The sequence below is a fragment of the Curtobacterium sp. MCPF17_050 genome (genome assembly GCF_003224435.2).
Lineage (GTDB): Bacteria > Actinomycetota > Actinomycetes > Actinomycetales > Microbacteriaceae > Curtobacterium.
This window is the reverse complement of sequence record NZ_CP126250.1, coordinates 2,749,150-2,768,579: the sequence shown is the minus strand read 5'-3', so window position 1 is coordinate 2,768,579 and position 19,430 is coordinate 2,749,150. Positions and strand designations below refer to the sequence as shown.

At 72.9% G+C, this 19,430-nt stretch carries 19 protein-coding genes; 14 read left to right on the top strand and 5 right to left on the bottom strand.

The genetic code is table 11. The features are described from left to right. The first annotated feature begins 101 nt into the window (after positions 1-101). The 9 genes from DEJ34_RS13205 (at position 102) to arfB (ending at position 8,860) form a co-directional block, all read left to right on the top strand. Entirely contained in the window at positions 102-329 is a 228-nt protein-coding gene (locus tag DEJ34_RS13205) for a hypothetical protein (RefSeq protein ID WP_146236887.1), read from the top strand. Next, the gene (locus tag DEJ34_RS13200; RefSeq protein WP_110911038.1) at positions 322-1,347 is read left to right on the top strand and encodes a TlyA family RNA methyltransferase; all 1,026 of its coding nucleotides are present in this window, start codon (positions 322-324) and stop codon (positions 1,345-1,347) included. Before DEJ34_RS13205 ends, DEJ34_RS13200 begins: the two co-directional genes overlap by 8 nt. Further along, on the top strand, positions 1,344-2,270 hold the full coding sequence (locus DEJ34_RS13195; RefSeq protein ID WP_110825825.1) for an NAD kinase: 927 nt from the start codon (positions 1,344-1,346) through the stop codon (positions 2,268-2,270). The genes DEJ34_RS13200 and DEJ34_RS13195 overlap by 4 nt, the downstream gene beginning before the upstream one ends. A gap of 124 nt (positions 2,271-2,394) precedes the next feature. Continuing rightward, positions 2,395-4,086 (top strand): DNA repair protein RecN, encoded by a 1,692-nt coding sequence (gene recN / locus DEJ34_RS13190; protein WP_110825826.1) that lies wholly within the window; start codon positions 2,395-2,397, stop codon positions 4,084-4,086. Between the two features lie 103 nt (positions 4,087-4,189). Next, the gene (gene pyrG, locus DEJ34_RS13185) at positions 4,190-5,917 is read left to right on the top strand and encodes a CTP synthase (protein WP_502864283.1); all 1,728 of its coding nucleotides are present in this window, start codon (positions 4,190-4,192) and stop codon (positions 5,915-5,917) included. Between the two features lie 185 nt (positions 5,918-6,102). Then, positions 6,103-6,681, top strand: a complete 579-nt coding sequence (locus DEJ34_RS13180; RefSeq protein WP_181422216.1) for an NUDIX domain-containing protein — start codon at positions 6,103-6,105, stop codon at positions 6,679-6,681. A 77-nt stretch (positions 6,682-6,758) separates the two neighbouring features. Beyond that, positions 6,759-7,358, top strand: coding sequence for a DoxX family protein (locus tag DEJ34_RS13175; RefSeq protein WP_110901520.1), 600 nt, complete (start codon positions 6,759-6,761; stop codon positions 7,356-7,358). Positions 7,359-7,401: 43 nt separating this feature from the next. Next, positions 7,402-8,394, top strand: coding sequence for a site-specific tyrosine recombinase XerD (locus tag DEJ34_RS13170; RefSeq protein ID WP_110911037.1), 993 nt, complete (start codon positions 7,402-7,404; stop codon positions 8,392-8,394). 43 nt (positions 8,395-8,437) lie between these two features. Further along, positions 8,438-8,860 (top strand): alternative ribosome rescue aminoacyl-tRNA hydrolase ArfB, encoded by a 423-nt coding sequence (arfB, locus tag DEJ34_RS13165; protein WP_110901521.1) that lies wholly within the window; start codon positions 8,438-8,440, stop codon positions 8,858-8,860. A gap of 25 nt (positions 8,861-8,885) precedes the next feature. On the opposite strand, the gene DEJ34_RS13160 is transcribed toward arfB, so the two are convergent. Both DEJ34_RS13160 and DEJ34_RS13155 read right to left on the bottom strand, forming a co-directional pair. Next, positions 8,886-9,338, bottom strand: a complete 453-nt coding sequence (locus DEJ34_RS13160; RefSeq protein WP_110825831.1) for a DUF2510 domain-containing protein — start codon at positions 9,336-9,338, stop codon at positions 8,886-8,888. Positions 9,339-9,446: 108 nt separating this feature from the next. Beyond that, entirely contained in the window at positions 9,447-10,553 is a 1,107-nt protein-coding gene (locus DEJ34_RS13155; RefSeq protein WP_110901522.1) for an LLM class flavin-dependent oxidoreductase, read from the bottom strand. Positions 10,554-10,602: 49 nt separating this feature from the next. Here DEJ34_RS13155 and DEJ34_RS13150 point away from each other — a divergent pair, with 49 nt between their 5' ends. Further along, complete coding sequence (locus DEJ34_RS13150; RefSeq protein WP_110825833.1) at positions 10,603-10,938, top strand: TraR/DksA family transcriptional regulator; 336 nt, start codon at positions 10,603-10,605, stop codon at positions 10,936-10,938. 117 nt (positions 10,939-11,055) lie between these two features. Next, the gene (locus DEJ34_RS13145) at positions 11,056-11,553 is read left to right on the top strand and encodes a TIGR02611 family protein (protein ID WP_110825834.1); all 498 of its coding nucleotides are present in this window, start codon (positions 11,056-11,058) and stop codon (positions 11,551-11,553) included. 27 nt (positions 11,554-11,580) lie between these two features. Here the strand turns inward: DEJ34_RS13145 and DEJ34_RS13140 are convergent, their stop codons facing one another. Next, complete coding sequence (locus DEJ34_RS13140; protein ID WP_110901523.1) at positions 11,581-12,825, bottom strand: MFS transporter; 1,245 nt, start codon at positions 12,823-12,825, stop codon at positions 11,581-11,583. Positions 12,826-12,950: 125 nt separating this feature from the next. On the opposite strand from DEJ34_RS13140, the gene DEJ34_RS13135 reads away from it, so the two are divergent. Next, entirely contained in the window at positions 12,951-13,316 is a 366-nt protein-coding gene (locus DEJ34_RS13135; protein WP_110825836.1) for an ArsR/SmtB family transcription factor, read from the top strand. After that, entirely contained in the window at positions 13,313-14,878 is a 1,566-nt protein-coding gene (locus DEJ34_RS13130; protein WP_258368278.1) for a DUF7059 domain-containing protein, read from the top strand. Before DEJ34_RS13135 ends, DEJ34_RS13130 begins: the two co-directional genes overlap by 4 nt. Before the next feature lie 9 nt (positions 14,879-14,887). Here the strand turns inward: DEJ34_RS13130 and DEJ34_RS13125 are convergent, their stop codons facing one another. Both DEJ34_RS13125 and DEJ34_RS13120 read right to left on the bottom strand, forming a co-directional pair. Beyond that, positions 14,888-15,742 carry an NAD-dependent epimerase/dehydratase family protein gene (locus DEJ34_RS13125; protein WP_181419612.1) on the bottom strand — a complete coding sequence of 285 codons (855 nt, stop codon included), beginning with the start codon at positions 15,740-15,742 and terminating at the stop codon, positions 14,888-14,890. 127 nt (positions 15,743-15,869) lie between these two features. Then, a complete protein-coding gene (locus DEJ34_RS13120; protein WP_110825838.1) occupies positions 15,870-16,460 on the bottom strand; it encodes a TetR/AcrR family transcriptional regulator in 591 nt (196 codons plus the stop codon). 123 nt (positions 16,461-16,583) lie between these two features. Here DEJ34_RS13120 and DEJ34_RS13115 point away from each other — a divergent pair, with 123 nt between their 5' ends. Then, positions 16,584-19,091 (top strand): glycoside hydrolase family 3 protein, encoded by a 2,508-nt coding sequence (locus DEJ34_RS13115; RefSeq protein ID WP_110901524.1) that lies wholly within the window; start codon positions 16,584-16,586, stop codon positions 19,089-19,091. Positions 19,092-19,430 lie beyond the last annotated feature (339 nt).

Sequence of the window (19,430 nt, the reverse complement as noted above, 5' to 3'; positions counted from 1 at the left end):
CGCCGCGACCCGTCGCCCCGACGAACGACACGGAGGCGCTGGACACGGGGGCGCTGGACACGGAGGCGCTGGGCGCGGAGGCGCTCAACGAGCCGCTGGGGATGGGATCGCAGAACGGCGCGGCGAGCAGCACGCCGACCGGCGACGACGATCCTGCAGCGGACGGTGCCGTGCGTGCAGCTGGCGGATCCGGCGACCTCGGCGGCGACCTCCGACGGCGTGCCGAGGCCGTGGAGGCCATGCCACTCGCGGAGCGTGCGGACGCCTTCTCAGCCCTGCACGACGACCTCCGGACCCGGCTCGAGCAGGGCGGGGCCGCACGTGCCTGACCGCGGCACAGCCCGTGACCAGGGGGCGCCGCTCACGTCGTCGACGCCCCGCCCCGGAGAGCATGCCACGGCAGCGACCAGCGACGCAGCACAGACCAGCGACGCAGCACAGACCGGCAACGCAGCACAGACCAGCGACGCAGCACAGACCGGCAACGCAGCACAGACCGGCAACACAGCAGCGACCGGTGACAGGCCAGCGACGGGCGACCGCGCCTCCACGCAACGCCTCGACGCGGCCGTCGCTGCCAGGGGCCTCGCTCGCTCCCGCACGGCCGCCGCTGCCCTGATCCAGGCCGGACGTGTCACGGTCGACGGTGTGCCGGTGGTGAAGGCGTCGACGCCGGTGACCGCTGCGTCCGACGTCACGGTGGACGCCGAGGACGAATGGGTCTCCCGCGCTGCGCTCAAGCTCGTCGCCGCACTCGACGCGTTCGACGTCAACCCGAGCGGGCGGACCGTGCTCGACGTCGGCGCCTCCACGGGCGGGTTCACCCAGGTGTTGCTGTCGCGAGGCGCGGCCCGTGTGGTCGCCCTCGACGTCGGACACGGCCAGCTCGCTCCCGAGATCGCCTTGGACGACCGTGTGGCGGTGGTGGAGGGGGTGAACGCCCGGAACCTCACGAGCAGCGACTACCTCGCCCTCGACCCGGCCGCGGCGGACACCAGCCTGGTGGTCGGTGACCTGTCGTTCATCAGCCTCCGCATGGTCCTTCCGGCACTGGTCGAGGCCGTGCCCGCCGACGACTTCGTCCTCCTCGTGAAGCCGCAGTTCGAGGTGGGCCGCACCGGGATCCGCGAGGGCATCGTCCGCGACGCGTCGCTGCGGCAGGACGCCCTCATGAACGTCCTCTGGGCAGCGTGGGACCTGGGCTTCGGGACGGCCGGGTTGGCGCCGTCGCCGATCGTCGGCACGCACGGCAACCAGGAGTACCTCGCGCGTCTCCAGCGGGGTCGCGGGGAGAACCCGACAGAATGGATCGTCCGGGCGACGGAACTGGCGGAGGGAGCTCCATGAGCGACGAACGACACATCCTGCTCGTCTCGCACACCGGGCGGCGCGACTCGATCGACGCCGCCGTCGAGGTCTGTGACATCCTCCACGCCGCCGGCCTCACCCCGGTGATGCCCTTCGACGAGTACGCCGACGTCCGCCGAGCGGAAGCGTCGGTCGGACAGGTCGACATCCTCGGCGTCGACGTGCGCCCGGACGAGATCGAGATCGTGATCGTCCTCGGCGGGGACGGCACGATCCTCCGCGCTGCCGAACTGGCCCGGGGCACCTCCGCACCGATCGTCGGGGTCAACCTCGGCCACGTGGGCTTCCTCGCCGAGAGCGAGCGTGACGGACTCGCCGAGACGGTCGAACGCGCGCTGACCGGCGAGTACAAGGTCGAGGAGCGCGTCGCCCTGCAGGTCGACGTGGTGGTCGGCAACGAGATCGTCTACTCCAGCTGGGCGCTCAACGAGGCGACGGTCGAGAAGGCCTCGCGGGAGCGCATGCTCGAGGTCGTGACCGAGGTCGACGGCCGACCGCTGTCCTCCTTCGGGTGCGACGGCGTGGTGTTCTCCACGCCGACCGGGTCCACCGCCTACTCCTTCTCCGGGGGCGGCCCCGTCGTGTGGCCCGACGTCGACGCCATCCTCATGGTCCCGCTGAGCGCGCACGCCCTGTTCTCCCGGCCGATCGTGGTCGGTCCGGACCGCGTCCTCGCGGTCGAGGTACTGCGGCGCACGAGCGGCGTGGGCGTGCTGTGGTGTGACGGACGCCGGACGCACGACCTGCCTCCCGGAGCGCGGGTCGAGGTGCGCCGGTCGCCGGACCCGGTGCGGGTGGCGCGGCTCAAGGACGCTCCGTTCGCCGACCGGCTGGTGGCGAAGTTCCGCCTGCCGGTCGCGGGCTGGCGCGGCCCGCAGCGCGACGACGAGGACGTCCAGTGACGCCCTCGTGCGACCACCGCGCCGGTCCGGCCTGACCTGTCAGCGACCCAGCCGGCCGCCCGGGCGACGAACACGAGCACGACCACCGGCACCACGACGTGAACCAGCAGCAGGAGCACATCCAGTGATCGAGGAAATCCGCATCTCCGACCTCGGCGTGATCGGCGACGCCACGCTCGAGCTCGGCCCGGGCTTCACCGTCGTGACCGGTGAGACCGGAGCCGGCAAGACGATGATCGTCACCGCGCTCGGCCTGCTCCTCGGCGCCCGGGCGGACGCCGGGTCCGTCCGTCGCGGGGCGTCCAGCGCGGTCGTCGAGGGACGCTGGGACCTGCCGGACCACGCGGCCGTGGCCGAGCGGGTCGAGGACGCCGGCGGGACGGTCGAGGACGGCGAGCTCATCCTCACCAGGACGGTCTCCGCCGAGGGTCGCAGCCGCGCCACGGTCGGGGGCCGCAGCGCGCCCGTCGCCGTGCTCGGCGAACTGGCCGACCAGCTCGTCACCGTGCACGGCCAGTCCGACCAGATCCGGCTGACCTCGGCGTCGGCGCAGCGGGCCGCGCTCGACGGGTTCGGCGCGGGCGCGATCGAGAAGGCCCTCGCGAAGTACGTGGCCGTGTACGACGCCTGGCAGCAGCACGCCGGGGACCTCGAGACGCTCACGCGGGACCGGGACGAACGGCTCGCCGAGGCCGCGCGGCTCCGCGAGGCGTCCGAGGAGATCGAGGCAGCCGACCCGCAGCCGGGCGAGGACACCGAGCTCGCCGAACGCGCCGAGCGGCTGGGGAACCTCGAGGAGCTTCGACTGTCCGCAGGGCTCGCGCACGAGGCCGTCTCGAGCGAGTCGCTCGACGGGCCCGACGTCATCGGCCTCGTCGAGTCCGCACGGCGTGCGATCGAACGGGTGGCGAACGTCGACCAGGCCCTGCAGCCGGTGCTGGAACAGCTCACCGAGCTCGGGATCCAGGCGAGTGAGGCCTCGGCGTCGCTGTCGAGCTACATCGGTTCGCTCGAGCCGGAAGCGGGTCACGACCTCGAACTCGTCAACGAGCGCCGCGCCCTGCTCGCCGGACTGACCCGGAAGTACGGGGACACCGTCGAGGACGTCATCGCCTACGGTCAGCGCGCCTCGGACCGGCTGCTCGAACTCGACGGCGACGACGACCGGATCGTCGGACTCCAGCAGGCGGTCGAGGCGGACCTGGTCGCCCTCGAGGCCGCCGCCGCGACCCTCACCAAGGTGCGGAGCAAGGCGGCGACGGACCTCGCGAAGCGGGTCACCGCCGAGTTGAAGAGCCTCGCGATGGCCGGCGCGACCCTCGTGGTCGAGGTCACCGACGCGGGCGAGTTCCGTCGCCACGGGCGGGACCAGGTGGCGATCCTCCTGCAGCCGCACTCGGGCACCGACCCCCGACCGATCGGCAAGGGCGCCTCCGGCGGTGAGCTCTCCCGCGTGATGCTCGCGATCGAGGTCGTCATGGCCGGGAGCACCACGGTCCCGACGTTCGTGTTCGACGAGGTCGACGCGGGCGTCGGCGGCGCGGCTGCGATCGAGATCGGCCGACGCCTGGCGGCGCTCGCCGAGCGAACGCAGGTCATCGTGGTCACGCACCTCGCACAGGTCGCCGCGTTCGCGAACAACCACCTCAACGTCGTCAAGGACGCCAGCGGCGCGGTCACCTCGTCGAGCGTGCGGCGCCTCGAGGGCGACGACCGCCTGCAGGAGATGGCACGGCTGCTCTCCGGTCTCGGCGACAGCGCCAGCGGCATGGAGCACGCGCGCGAACTCCTCGAGGTCGCCGGTCGGTCCGCCTGACGGCCGGGAGGCCCGCCCCGCGTCGGCGACCACGCTCCGGACGCAACGCGCCCGGCGAACGCGGGTCGCGCCTCCCGGCACTTCTGACGTACGATGGAATCCCGTGGCGGACACTCTCAGCAGCGGTACCCAGGCAAGCGCAGCGCGCATCGACAGCAAGACCCCGAAGGTGACGAAGCAGATCTTCGTGACCGGCGGGGTCGTCTCGTCTCTCGGCAAGGGCCTGACGGCGGCCAGCCTCGGCAACCTCCTCACGGCACGCGGCCTCAAGGTCGTCATGCAGAAGCTCGACCCGTACCTCAACGTGGACCCGGGCACGATGAACCCGTTCCAGCACGGCGAGGTCTTCGTGACCGACGACGGCGCCGAGACCGATCTGGACATCGGCCACTACGAGCGCTTCCTCGACATCGACCTCGCCCAGTCGGCGAACGTCACGACCGGGCAGGTCTACTCGACGGTCATCGCCAAGGAGCGTCGCGGCGAGTACCTCGGCGACACCGTGCAGGTCATCCCGCACATCACCGACGAGATCAAGCGGCGGATGCGCGAGCAGGCGGAGAACGACCCGCAGCCCGACGTCATCATCACCGAGGTCGGCGGCACGGTCGGCGACATCGAGTCGCAGCCGTTCATCGAGGCGGCCCGCCAGGTGCGCCACGAGCTCGGCCGGAACAACGTCTTCTTCGTGCACGTCTCACTCGTGCCGTTCATGAACGCCTCCGGCGAGCAGAAGACGAAGCCGACGCAGCACTCGGTCGCGCAGCTCCGCTCGATCGGCATCCAGCCCGACGCCCTCGTGCTCCGCTCGGACCGCCCCGTCTCGGACGCGAACAAGCGCAAGATCGCCCTGATGTGCGACGTCGACGAGGACGCCGTGGTGAACGCCGTGGACGTCCCCTCGATCTACGACATCCCGACGATGCTGCACGACCAGGGCCTCGACCAGGTCATCATCGACGCGCTCCGCCTCGAGGCGCACGACGTGAACTGGTCGCGTTGGAACGGCGTGCTGACCGCGGTGCACGAGCCCAAGAAGGCCGTCACGATCGCCCTGGTCGGCAAGTACATCGACCTGCCGGACGCGTACCTGTCCGTCACCGAGGCCCTGCGCGCGGGCGGCTTCGCCCACACCGCCAAGGTCACGCTGAAGTGGGTCGCGTCCGACGAGTGCATCACCCCCGAGGGCGCCGCGAAGAACCTCGGCGACGTCGACGGCATCTGCATCCCCGGCGGGTTCGGCATCCGCGGCATCGAGGGCAAGCTCGGCGCGCTGAAGTTCGCGCGTGAGCAGAACATCCCCACGCTCGGGCTGTGCCTCGGCCTGCAGTGCATGGTCATCGAGTACGCCCGCCACGAGGCCGGTCTGCTCGACGCGTCGAGCACCGAGTTCGACCCGGAGACCTCGACGCCGGTCATCGCGACCATGGCGGAGCAGGTCGACATCATCGCGGGCGGTGACCTGGGCGGCACGATGCGGCTCGGCATGTACCCGGCGCACTTCACCGACGGCAGCCTGGCGGCTGAGCTGTACGGCGCGACCGAGGCATCGGAGCGTCACCGTCACCGCTACGAGGTGAACAACCACTACCGCGAGCAGATCGCGGACGCCGGCCTGCGCTTCTCGGGTACCTCGCCGGACGGCACGCTCGTCGAGTACGTCGAGCTGGACCGTGCGGAGCACCCGTTCTACATCGGCACGCAGGCGCACCCGGAGCTCCGGTCGCGTCCGAACCGCGCGCACCCGCTCTTCGCGGGCCTCGTCGGTGCGGCGATCGAGCGCAACGAGTCGACGCGGCTCTTCGACCCGGAGACCGAAGCGGTCGCCTAGTGGGTCGGGTCGCGGTCGCGACCGGACGACGAACGGGAGGCTCCCCACCGGGCACGGCCGGACCGCCGCTGGCGCGTCGGTCCGGAACCGGCCGGCGTGGGCCCACCACCAGCTGGTGGGGAGCCTCCCGTCCGTCTGTCCACAGCCCGTGGGCCCGCCCGGGCCGGGTGGGGCAGGATGGCGAGGTGACTGACGCACCGATCGCCGACGAGACCGCCTCCCACCACGTCACCGCCTCCGAGCGGGTGTTCGAGGGCGCGGTGTGGGACATCACCCGTGACCACATCGACTACAACGGCTCCGACATGGTCCGTGAGTACGTAGACCACACCGGTGCCGTCGCCGTGTACGCGGAGGACGACGAAGGCCGCGTCCTCGTCATCCAGCAGTACCGGCACCCGGTCCAGTTGCGCGACTGGGAGCTGCCCGCCGGGCTGCTCGACCAGGAGGGCGAGGACCACCTCACCGCCGCGAAGCGCGAGCTCGCGGAGGAGGCCGACGTCGAGGCCGACGAGTGGCAGCACCTCCTGCGCTACAACACCTCGTCGGGTGGCAGCAACGAGTTCATCGAGGTGTACCGCGCGACCGGCGTGCGTGCGACCGAGTCCGCCTTCGAGCGGGAGGCCGAGGAAGCCGACATCGTCATCCGCTGGGTGCCGCGCGCCGAACTGCTGGAGGGGATCCTCGCGGGTCGGCTGCACAACTCGGCGCTCATCGTCGCGACGCTCGCGGTCGAGGCCGTCGAGCGCCACTCGCAGGGCTGACACGGCGTACCGTCGGCGGCACCGTGCTCACCCGCGTCGGACGGGTGGCCGGACCACCGACGACCGGGAGGACCCCCATGAGCTCGCGCACCACCACCGCAGCCGTCACCGCGACGACCCTGCTCCGCATCGCACTCGGAGCGGTGCTCGTCTCGCACGGCGCCCAGAAGCTCTTCGGCGCGTTCGGTGGCGGTGGCATCGACGGCACCGCGCAGGGCATGCACGCGATGGGCTTCCGGCCCGGCCGCCGCAACGCCGTCCTGGCCGGCATCGGCGAGGCCGGGTCCGGTGCCGCCCTCGCGCTCGGCCTCGCCACCCCGATCGCCGGCGCCGGTGCCGCCACGACCATGGGGGTGGCCTCCAGCGTGCACACGCCGAACGGCTTCTTCAACGCGGACGGCGGCCTGGAACTGCCGGCGTTCCTCGGCTTCTCGGCGGCGATGTTCGCCCTCGGCGGCCCAGGCCCCGTGTCGCTCGACCACGCGACCCGGCACGCCCTCGACCGGCCGTGGCTCCGCGCCGTCGCCCTGGCCGCGGTGCCGGTCGCGATCGCGGTGCAGGTCGTGCAGCGTCGGAAGGCCCTCGCGGCGGACGCCGCGGACGCGGCGGACGCGCCGGCCCCGACGGAGGCGCCGGCCCCGGCGGCGTCCGGCGACGGTGCGTCCTCGGCGGAGTAGCTCCTCCGGGCCGGAGCCCGCGTCCCGGTAGCCTCGTCGGGTGATGCCGTTCGAGCGTGCCGTGCAGGACTACCTGCGGCACATCGCGATCGAGCGGGGCCTGTCGCAGCACACCCTGTCCGCCTACCGGCGCGACCTCTCGACCTTCGGGAACTGGGTCGGCACGCAGCCGGTCGTCGACTCCGCCGGTGCCGACCGGGCCGGTGGGGCGGCGGTCCTCGACGACGTCGGGCGGCTCGCGCGCGCGGACCTGGCCGGGTTCGTGCAGCACCTCGCGACGAGGCCGGACGGGCCGCTCGCACCGCGGTCGGTCGCCCGGATGCTCAGTTCGGTGCGGTCGTTCAGCGCGTTCGCGGCGGCGGAGGGCTGGCTGCCGCTCGACCCCGGCGCCTCCGTGCGTCCGCCGAAGGCGCCCATGCGGCTCCCGAAGGCGATCTCCGTGCACGACATGGAGCGGTTGCTCGGCGCGGTGGTCGGTGACGAACCGGCACAGCTCCGCGACCGAGCCCTCCTGGAACTGCTGTACGCGACCGGCGCGCGCGTCTCCGAGGCGGTCGGGCTCTCCGTCGACGACGTGACGACGCTCGCCGGTGTCGACGGGGTCCCGGACGAGGACACCGACGTCTCGGTCGTGCGGGTCACCGGCAAGGGGAACAAGCAGCGGATCGTGCCGCTCGGCAGCTACGCACGCGCGGCGGTCGACGCCTACCTGGTGCGGGCGCGGCCGGTGTTCGCCGCTCGCGGGAGCGGCACCCCGGCGCTGTTCCTCGGGGCACGCGGCGCCCGGCTGTCCCGGCAGAGCGCCTGGCTCGTCATCCAGGCCGCGGCCGAACGTGCCGGGCTCGCCGACCACGTCTCCCCGCACACCTTCCGGCACTCCTTCGCGACGCACCTGCTCGAGGGTGGGGCGGACGTCCGTGTCGTGCAGGAGCTCCTCGGGCACGCGAGCGTCGCGACGACGCAGATCTACACGCTCGTGACGGCCGACATGCTGCGGGACGTCTACCAGACGGCGCACCCGCGGGCGCGGCGGTAGCGGGAGCGAGCCGGCCGCGCGGAGATCGTGCAACCCTTGGCGCATGGACCTCGAGGTGGGGCCGGGGCTCACCGTCCCCGAGGCCGAACTGCGCTGGCGGTTCTCGCGGTCGTCCGGCCCCGGGGGCCAGCACGTGAACACCTCCGACAGCCGCGTCCAGCTCACCTGGGACGTCGTGGCGTCGGCGGCGCTCACCGAGGAGCAGCGGACACGCGTCCTCGAGCGGCTCGGCCGGCGGACGGTCGCGGGCACGATCACCGTGACGGTGTCCGAGCGACGGTCCCAGCTGCGCAACCGCGAGGCCGCCCTCGACGCACTCCGCGAGCTCCTGCGGGAGGCACTCGCCCCGCCCGGCCCACCGCGGCGGGCGACCCGGCCGACGCGCGGCTCCCAGCGCCGGCGTCTCGCGACCAAGCAGCAGCGGTCCGTGACGAAGCAGCACCGTCGTCGTCCGTCTGACGACTGATCGTCGAGGCGGCGCGGCGGTGGCGTCAGAACAGGTGCAGGTGGGTGTTCAGCGCGACGACGCCCGTCGCGACGGCGAGCACGAGCGCCGAGGTACCGACGCTCTGCCCGACGACCCGCCATGCTCCGGTCGCGCCGGGGCGCACGAGTGCGACGACGCCGGTCACCACGGCGAGGAGGCTGCACACGCCCCACGGGTTCAGCACGAGGGACACGACGGCGGACAGCACGGCGAGGACCGCGAAGACGCAGAACCGCCGCTCGGTGCTGCCGTAGGCCCAGGACTGCACGTCGGCCGGGCGACCCGAGGCATCGACCGAGAACGCCGGACCGCTCGACACCGCGAGCGCCTGCAGCGCCGGCTCCGGGACGACGCGGGGCAGCACCCGGGTGGTCTCGCCCCAGGCGTGACCGTCCCACCACCGCAGTCGAGCGGTGTCGCGCGGGTCCGGGAACCAGCCGGCGGCCGGCAGCGTCACGGGAACTCCTGGGGTCTGTGGGGTGTCATCAGTGCGATTCGACGCTACCCGCCACGATCCCGCACCGCAGCCCCAGACCGGGTGTCGGCAGAAGGGGGGACCGCCCCGTCAGACCGCTGCCGGCGCCGCGTCGACCTCGGTGAAGACGTCCTTCACGGCGGCGAGCAACCGCGCGTTGAAGTCCACCCCGAGTTGGTTCGGGACGGTGACGAGCACGGTGTCGGCCTCGCGGACGGCACGGTCCGCCGCGAGCTCCGCGACGAGTTGTTCCGGCTCGCCGATGTACGAGCGGCCGAACCGGGCGAGGCCCCCGTCGAGGTGACCGACCTGGTCCTGCCCCTCGACCTGCGCGCGGACCCCGAAGTAGTGGCGCGACTCGTCGTCGATGATCGGGATGATGCTCCGGCTGACGCTGACGCGGGGTGAGCGCTCCCAGAGGCCCGACTCCGCAGGCTCCGTCGGCGCTGGCGTCGCGCGTCGCTGGCGCGCCGCCTCAGCTCCAGCGCGCATGTCGGCCCAGGTCGACCGGAAGCGCTCGATCTGCTCCGCCTGCAGTTCGTCGAACGGCACGCCGGTGTCCTCGGTGAGCAGGGTCGAGGACATGAGGTTCATGCCCTGCTCGGCGGTCCACTCGGCTGTGGCCCGGGTGCCGGCACCCCACCAGATGCGCTCGGACAGGGTGTCGGACTGCGGCGTGACCGCGAGGGACCCGACGGAGCCGGTCATCTGCGGGTTCGCGTTCGCCATCGGCTCGCCGGCGATCGCACGCCGGAAAACCGCGGTGTGGTCGCGGGCCAGGTCGGCGCCGTTCTCGTCGCCCGACTCGGGCACGTAGCCGAACGAGCGGTAGCCGGCGAGTGCGGTCTCGGGTGACCCCCGGCTCACGCCGAGCTGGAGTCGGCCGCCGGAGATGAGGTCCGTCGCCGCGGCCTCCTCCGCCATGTACAGCGGGTTCTCGTAGCGCATGTCGATCACGCCGGTGCCGATCTCGATCCGGCTGGTCCTGGCGGCGATCGCGGAGAGCAGCGGGAATGGTGCGGCCTGCTGCGGTGCGAAGTGGTGCACGCGGAAGTACGCGCCGTCGACGCCGGCCTCCTCGGCGGCCACGGCGAGGTCGATCGCCTGCACGAGGGCCTCACGGCCACTGCGGACCTTCGACCCGGGGACGTCGCGCCAGTGCCCGAAGGACAGGAACCCGATCTTCGTCATGCCCATGCGAACGCATCCGTGCGGCGGCCCATTCCGCCGGACTACGGTCGTCCCCATGGACCTCGACCCGCGCGCTGCCCTGGACGGGGAACGCGTCCGGGCGACGAAGCTCCTCGCCGACGTCGAACGCAGCATGCGGGACGTCAGCGACGCCCGGGACGGCGCGAACACCGACGACGAGCACGACCCGGAGGGGGCGACCCTGGCCTGGGAGCGCGGGTCCCTCGGCGCGGTGCGTGACGACGCCCGACGCCGCATCGAGCAGGTCGACGCGGCCCTCGGCCGTCTCGACGCGGGGACGTACGGGCGCTGCGCGGTCGGCGGGGAGCCCATCCCGGAGGCTCGCCTGGCCGCGGTCCCGTGGGCGGCGACCTGCGTCGCGCACGCGTGACGGGCCTCCCGGCCGGCCTGGAGGCCCGGACGACGTCCGCCGCGTCGGCTCCCGACACCCACCTGGTGCGGACCCGATGCGCCGCGGTTTCCCAGCCGCGCGCCCTAGCGTGCGGACATGCACGGCGACCCGACTGAGCCTCCCCGGAGTGCCGGCCCCGACGTGGGCGGACCCGACGCGGACCGCGCTGCGTCCGGCCGTACCGAGCAGGCCGACGGCGGTCGTCAGCGCTTCCAGTGGTTCCGAGACCTGCGGACCTGGATCCACGCCCGGCCGCACGTGCACCTCTTCTACAAGGTCCTGGTCGGGATCGTCGGCGGGCTCATCGTCGTGGTCGGGCTCGCCCTGGTGCCGTTGCCCGGTCCCGGGTGGCTGGTCGTCTTCATCGGCCTGACGGTCCTGGCGAGCGAGTTCCACTTCTTCCACCGGATCATCACCTGGCTGCGGGCGAAGCTGCACCGGTTCTGGGACTGGGCGAAGCACCACGCCCCGTCGAAGCGGATGCGGGACGCGGCGGACAAGGGCAAGGCGGACGTCGACGCGGCCCACGCCGAGGCGCACCGGAACGTCGGCGTCCCGCGCCCCCGCGGTCGGACCGCGCGACCCGGTCTCTAGCGAGCCCGTCGCGACGCGCCGCCCGCGTCAGACCGTGCGGACCGTGCCCGTCGCCGTCCGCTCGACGGCCTCGGCGGCCGACTCCTCGACCGCGACGGTGTCCTTCGACGTGAGCTGCAGCACGAGGGCGATGCCCGCTGCGACGACGATGAACGCGCCGTAGCCGGCGAGCACCGGCACGAGGCCGACCGTCGGCTCGAGCAGCCCACCGATGACGGCGGGCACGCCGAACGCCAGGTAGCTGACGACGTAGATGGTGGAGAGCAGTCCCGCACGGTGGGTCGGCGCGGCGGTCGCGAGCAGCATCCGCAGCGGCGCCTGGAAGCCGGCTCCGAAGCCGACGCCGGCGATCGCGCTGCCGACGACGAGGCCCGGCAGGGACTGGGCGAACACGAACCCGATCGTGACGACGGGTCCGAGGACGAGCGCGACGAGACCGATGAGCACGCCGACGCGGGCGTCGAGCCGCTGCGTGGCGATGCCGGTGGCCGCGCCGACCCCGGTGACGACGGCGATGAGGGCTCCGGCGGCGAAGTGGTTGTCGATGCCGAAGACCGCGCCGAGCGCCGAGGGGACGAGGGACAGGAAGAGCCCGCCCAGGGCCCAGCTCGCGATGAGCGAACCGGCGACGCCCCGGAACAGTCGGCGCGAGGACCGCGGTACGGCGATCGTCGGGCGGAGGGACCGCAGGGCTCCCGGCCGGCGGGTGACCCGCTCGGGCACGACGGCCAGCGCGACGAGCATGAGCACGAGGAGCGCGCCGAAGAGCAGGTAGACGAACTGCTCGGGTGCCGGACCCCACTCGACCAGGGCGCCGCTCGACAGTGCGCCGGTAGCGAGCGCGATCGGCGGGACGGCCCCGTTCAGCACACCGGCGAGGGCGGGGTGCCGCTCGAGGGAGTTGTCGATGAGCGCGGCACCGAGGGCACCGATGAGCAGGCCGACGGACACGCCCTGCACGACGCGGTCGAGGACGAGGGCACCGAAGCCGTCGGCGACCACGAAGAGCCCGAGCGAGACGGTGAGGCCGATCCCGCCGGCGACGAGCACGGGCTTCCGGCCGACGTGGTCGGACAGCCGGCCGGCGACGAGCAGGCTCACCAGCAGCCCGGCGACGTAGACGGCGAACACGGCGGTGAGCATGAGCGGCGTCAGGTGCCACTCGGCCGCGTAGACGGGGTAGATCGGGGAGGGGACCGCCGACGACGCCAACGCCACGAGCAGCATGGCGGCGATGATCCAGAACCCGGCGACCGAGCGTGTGGACTGCATGGTGTCCCTCCCGTCGTGATGGACCAGTACGGACGGAGTCGTACCGGGTGGTACCGCATTGGTACCGCATCGTGGCTGTACGACGCAAGTCGTACAGGGAGGGGAACGGTGGTAGCGTCCCGTCCATGCCCGAGCGCGACGATGCCCCCGAACGGCTGCCCCAGCCGTCGCCGGCCGAGATGGACCTGCCCGTGGTGATGGACGCCCTGTCCGACCCGATCCGGCTGTCGATCCTGCACCGGTACCTCGTCGACGCGGCCGGCGGGGAGCGCTCCTGCGGATGGGTCGGCATCGACCGCCCGAAGTCCACCCTCACGCACCACTTCCGGGTCCTCCGCGAAGCCGGGCTCCTCGAGCAGCACCTCGAGGGCCTGACCCGCGTCAGCCGCGTCCGTACCGAAGACGTCCAGCAGCGCTTCCCCGGCCTGCTCGACCTCGTGCTCGACTGGCAGGTCCCGGCCGGGCTCGTGCGCGCCGAGGCCGCCGCGTGAGCGAGGGGACCGCGCAGCACCGGCTGCCCGCCGTCGTCGCCGACCCCCGCGTGACGTCGGCGCTCGCCGCGGACCTGGCCGCGGCCGGCTACACGGTGGAGGGCGTCGACGCGCTCTGGGGGACCGAAGCCGCGGCAGCGCTGCACCGCGGCACCCGGGTCGCGGCCCTCCGCGCACTCGCGGCGCGTCCGACCACGCCGCTGTCGACCGTCGCGACGCTGTTCGTGCTCGGACTGCCGGTGTCGCGCGCCGACGCCGACCGCGGGTTCCCGACCACCGGCGTCGACGCGCTCGTGAGCGCCGGGGTGCTCCGGACCGACGCGGACCGTGTCGCGCCCGCCCTGGACCTCCGGCCGTACGCCTTCGTGGACGACCTCGGCGCCGGCAGCTGGTGGATCGCGTCCGACCTCGGCGAACTCGCTCTCGGGCACGCGATCAGCGAGGAGCACGTCCTCGGCATCGGCGGGGCCACCACGACGCTGAGCGGCCTGCAGCTGCCCGTGCCCGTCCGCCGCGTGCTCGACCTCGGCACCGGGTGCGGCGTCCAGGCCATGCACGCCCGCCGCTTCGCGGACGAGGTCGTCGCCACCGACATCTCGTCACGGGCGCTCGCCATCGCCCGGTTCAACGCCCTCCTCAACGGCGTCGACGGCATCGACTTCCGCCTCGGCTCCCTGTTCGAGCCGGTCGCGGGGGAGCGGTTCGACCGGATCGTCTCGAACCCGCCGTTCGTCATCACGCCCCGCCGCGAGGGCGTCCCCGCCTACGAGTACCGCGACGGCGGGATGGTCGGTGACGCCCTGGTCGAGACCGTGCTCCGGGGTCTCGCAGACCACCTCGAGCCCGGCGGGACGGCGCAGTTGCTCGGCAACTGGGAGCACCGCTGGGGCACGGACGGCCTCGACCGCGTCGCGTCCTGGTTCGCGGACACCGACCTGGACGTGTGGGTGGTCGAACGCGAGCGCGAGGACCCGCCCGCCTACGCCGAGACCTGGATCCGCGACGGCGGCACGAAGCCCGGCTCGCCGGAGTTCGACGACCTGGTGGACGCCTGGCTCGACGACTTCCGCGACCGGCACGTCACCGGGGTCGGCTTCGGCTACGTCGTGGTCCGCTCGCCGTCCGGTCCCCGGGGGAGCAGCCCGGCACCGCTCCGGCGCTTCGAACGACTCCCGCAGGTGCTCGGCTCGAACCCGGCGGGCCTCGGCGCGACCGTGGCACGGGCCCTCGACGCCGTCAGCTGGCTCGCCGCCCACGACGACCGGGCCTTCGCGGACGCACACCTCCGTGTCGCCGGGGACGTCACCGAGGAGCGCCACTACTGGCCGGGCAACGACGACCCCACGGTGATGGCGCTCGTGCAGGGCGGCGGGTTCGGCCGCCGGGTCGACGCCGACACCGCCCTGGCCGCGTTCGTCGGTGCGGCCGACGGGGAGCTGGCCGTCGGCCAGATCGTCGGGGCGATCGCCCAGCTCACCGGCGTGGACGAGGCGGCGCTCAGCGCCGACCTCGTGCCGCGCCTCCGGGACCTGGTGCTCGACGGCCTGCTGCTCCCCGCCTGACCCCGGCGGTCAGCGGCGCCAGGTGTGCTCCGGGGCGTAGCCGAGGAGCTCGCGGGCCTTGTCGGAGGACAACAGTGAGCTGACGCCGTCGATGTCCGCCCGGCGCTCGATGTCCGGCAGGTACTGCTCGACGAGCTCGAGCGTCGGGGTGTCCATGACCGTGTCCGGGCTGGCGATGATGAACGCCTCGAAGCCGGTCAGCTCACTCTCGACGGCCTTGCGCACCGCCTGGGCGCCGTCACGGGAGTCGATGTACGACCACAGGTTGAAGGTCTTCGCCTCCGGGGTCGCGTCCCACGGGAACGCCGGGTAGTCCGTCTCGTCCATCACGTTCGAGAAGCGCAGCCCGATCATCTTCAGCTGCGGGTCCCAGCGGGTGAAGTGACGCGCCATTTCCTCCTCGACGGCCTTGCCGAGCGAGTACGAGGACTGCGGCCGCACCGCGAACTCCTCGTCGACCGGCAGGTAGGGCGGGTGGTGCTCGCCCATCGGGATCCCCAGGAGCGTCTCACTGGAGGCCCACACGACGTTGCGGATGCGGGCTGCGCGGGCAGCGTGGAACACGTTGATGGACGCGGTCACGTTGTTCGTGATGAGTGCGACGTCCGGCACCTGGCCCGGCGCCGGCACCGCACCGAGGTGCACGACGGCGTCGACCGAGTCGTAGCGGTCGTCGACGCCGATCAGGGTGTTGAGGACCTGGCCGTAGTCGGTCAGGTCGGTGCGGACGAACTGCACGCGCTCGGGCTTGTCCGGCGAGGGCACCCGGTCGATCAGCACGACGTCGTAGCCGTGTTCGTCGAGGTCGCGGACGACCGCCCGTCCGAGCTTGCCGCTGCCACCGGTCACCACTACACGCGTCATCGCGTCACTCCACCTCGTCGTCGAGACCCCGGGTCGGGTCGCGTCCATCCTGCACCGCGGGTGGTGGACGCGACCAGGGACGGGCGGTGCCTGTGCCGGGGCGCGGGGCGGGCCTCCTGGCCGGACGTCAGGAGCCGGTCGTGACCTGCGCCATCGCGAGGCGAGTGACGAGCTCGACGTGCTCGGCCATGTCCCGGGTCGGGTCGTACAACCACTGGATCTGCATGCCGTCCGAGGTGGCGAGCAGGACGCTGGCCAGTTCCTCCGGGTCGAGGTCGGTGCGGAGCCGGCCGTCCTGCTGCATCCGGCGGAAGTCGTCCGTCATGCGGGCGCGCGTGGTCTCGTAGCGCTCGCGGAAGTAGGCGTGCGCGGGGTGGTCCGGGTCGGTCGCCGCCGCTGCCGACAGGTTGACGAACATCTGCACGAGGCCCGGGACCTCGGCGTTGTGCCGGACGACCGCGGCGAGGAGTGCGGCGAAGTCCGGGGCGTCCCACTGTGCGGCGTTGTCCAGGTCGTCACGGCGGCGGAGGATCGCGACCCAGAGCTCGTCCTTCGAGTCGAAGTAGTGCAGGAGCCCGGCCTGCGTGAGGCCCACGGCGTCGGCGATGTCCTTGATGCTCGTGCGTCGGAACCCCTGCGTGGCGACGAGCTCGAGCGCGACGGACAGGATCTCCTCGCGCTTGGCGATGCCCTTCGCGTACGAACCCCGTCGTGCCATGGCGAGAGAGTACCGCTCGCTGGCCCGGGCAGAAACCAAGTAGCGGTAGGGATTGGTGCTAGCGTGAGGGCACTGCCGACGACGGCGCTCGGCGGTACGTCTCCGACGGAAGGAACGACCCCCGTGACCGCGACCCCCGCAGACACCGATCGGCTCGGCGAGCGCATCGACGCGCTCCTCGACCGGCTCTCCACCGAGCAGAAGGTGCAACTGCTCACCGGCCGGGACTTCTGGACCACCTGGCCGATCGAGGAGATCGGGCTCCGTCGCGTGCTCATGTCCGACGGGCCGTCCGGCGTGCGCGGCGAGGTCTGGGACGAGCGCGAGCCGTCGCTCAACCTGCCGTCCGCGACCGCGCTGAGCGCGTCGTGGGACCGCGCGATCGCGAAGCGCTACGGCGGGGTGGCCGCCGTGGAGGCCCGTCGCAAGGGCGTCGACGTCGTCCTCGGTCCGACGATCAACCTGCACCGCTCACCGCTCGGCGGTCGCCACTTCGAGGCGTTCAGCGAGGACCCGGTGCTCACCGGCGACCTGGCGGCCTCCTACGTCGCCGGCGTGCAGGAGCACGGCGTCGCGGCGACCCCGAAGCACTACATCGCGAACGACTACGAGACCGACCGCTTCACCGCGTCCACCGAGGTGTCCGAGCGTGCCCTGCGCGAGCTGTACCTGCTGGCGTTCGAGAAGGCCGTGACCGAGGCGCACGCGTGGGCCGTGATGTCGTCCTACAACGCCGTCAACGGCGTGACCGCGTCGGAGAACGACCTGCTCGAGACGCCGCTCAACGCCGAGTGGGGCTTCGACGGCGTCGTCGTGTCCGACTGGACCGGGGTCCGCTCCGTCGAGGCGGCGACGGCGTCGCAGGACCTCGCGATGCCCGGGCCGAACCCGTGGTGGAGCGAGGGGCCGCTGCTGGCCGCGGTCGAGTCCGGGGCTGTGCCGATGGCGGCCATCGACCGGAAGGTGCGTCGGATCCTGCTGCTCGCCGCCCGGGTGGGGGCGCTGTCCGGGGTGGACGCCGCGGGGCCGGCCGGTGCTGCTGCCGCTGGCGCCGCGCCGGCACGGATTCCCTCGGTCGAGGACGGCGTCGCCTTCGTGCGCGAGGCCGAGGCGGAGGGCACGGTCCTCGCCCGCAACACCGGGGTCCTGCCCCTGGACCCCGCCGCGGTGTCCCGCATCGCGGTCATCGGGCACAACGCCGACCAGGCCCGGACGCAGGGCGGCGGTTCCGCCACCGTCGTGCCCGAGTCGGTCGTCTCCCCGCTCGACGGCATCCGTGCCGCGTTCCCGGCCGCGTCGGTCGAGTACGCGATCGGTGCCGTCGTCCAGGAGGGCATCGCCGAGTTCCCCCTCGACACCATCACGAACCCGGTCACCGGGGAGCCCGGTGCGCGGGTCGCCTTCGTGCGTGACGGGGCGGAGCTGTACACGGAGGACCGTCGCGCCACCGCGCTGTTCTGGTTCGGCGGGGACGCTCCCACCCGCGAGGCCGACCGGCTGGACATCACGACCACTTACACGGCGCAGCAGGACGGCACCGTGCGGATCGGGATCGGTGCCGCGGGACGCTCCCGGATGTGGGTCGACGGCGCCCTCCTGCTCGACGAGGACGTGCCGTTCGCGGGCGACCAGCTCGGCGCCGCATTCCTCGACCCGCCGGCGCGCTCGGTCCCCGTCCCGGTGACGGCCGGGCAGCGGCTCGCGATCCGCATCGAACACGACGTCGTGCAGGACGAGACGCTCGGCGGGGTCCTCGCCTACCAGTTCGGCACCGAGCCCTCGGACGACGACCCGGCCGACCTGGTCGCCGCGGCCGTGTCCGCCGCGTCGCGGGCCGACGTCGCCGTCGTGGTCGTCGGGACGAACAGCCGGGTCGAGTCGGAGGGCCACGACCGGAGGTCCCTCGCACTGCCCGGGCACCAGGACGACCTGGTCCGTGCGGTCGCCGCGGCCAACCCGGCCACGGTCGTCGTCGTGAACGCCGGCTCGCCCATCGAGATGCCCTGGCGGGACGAGGTCGCCGCGGTCCTGCTCACCTGGTTCGGCGGCCAGGAGTACGGGAACGCACTCGCCGACGTGCTCACCGGTGCGCGGGAGCCGGGCGGCCGGCTCCCGACCACCTGGCCGGCCGTGATGTCCGACGTCCCGGTGCTCGACGTCACCCCGGTCGACGGCGCGGTCACCTACGACGAGGGCGTGCACATCGGGTACCGTGCATGGCTCCGCGCCGGCACCGAGCCGGCCTACCCGTTCGGGCACGGGCTCGGCTACACCACGTGGTCGATCGACGGCGTCGCGGCGACCCCGACGGTCACCGAGGGCGACGCCGTCATCGTGACCGCGACCGTCGCGAACACCGGGGACCGCGCGGGCAAGCACGTCGTGCAGGTCTACGCGTCCCGTGCGAGGTCCTCGGTGGACCGGCCGGTGCGCTGGCTCGTCGGCTTCGCCCCGGTGCGGCTCGACGCGGGTGCGTCGACCGAGGTCGCGATCGAGGTCCCGGCCCGCGCGTTCGCGCACTGGGACGGCGGGCGCGACGGGAACTGGGCGTACGAGCACGGGCGGTTCACCCTGCACGTCGGCGCGTCCGTGGTCGACGAGGCCGGACGGGTGTCGGTCGAACTGGCGTGAACCCGTTGCCCGCTCGACCCGTCCGGTTTCCGCACCGGGCAACGGCGGGCAAGTACGATCGGTGATGCGTCAGCCGGCTGGTTACCGGCGACGCGCGCATCACCGACGGTCCGTCGAGCGTGCGCCGCGGCCTCCTGATCCGGTCGTCGGCGCCCCGCCGGGCCGGATGCGTCCCGATGCGCCCCCGCACTCCGTGCGGGGGCGCATCCTCGTGTCCGTGACCGGTGTGACAAACCACCCAGGTGGTGGAACGATGGGTACACCATCCCGTGTGGATCAGGGACGGGATGGTCGTCCGGCGGGAGGGCCCTCGGTACTCACCACACCGTGGGCCCCGCC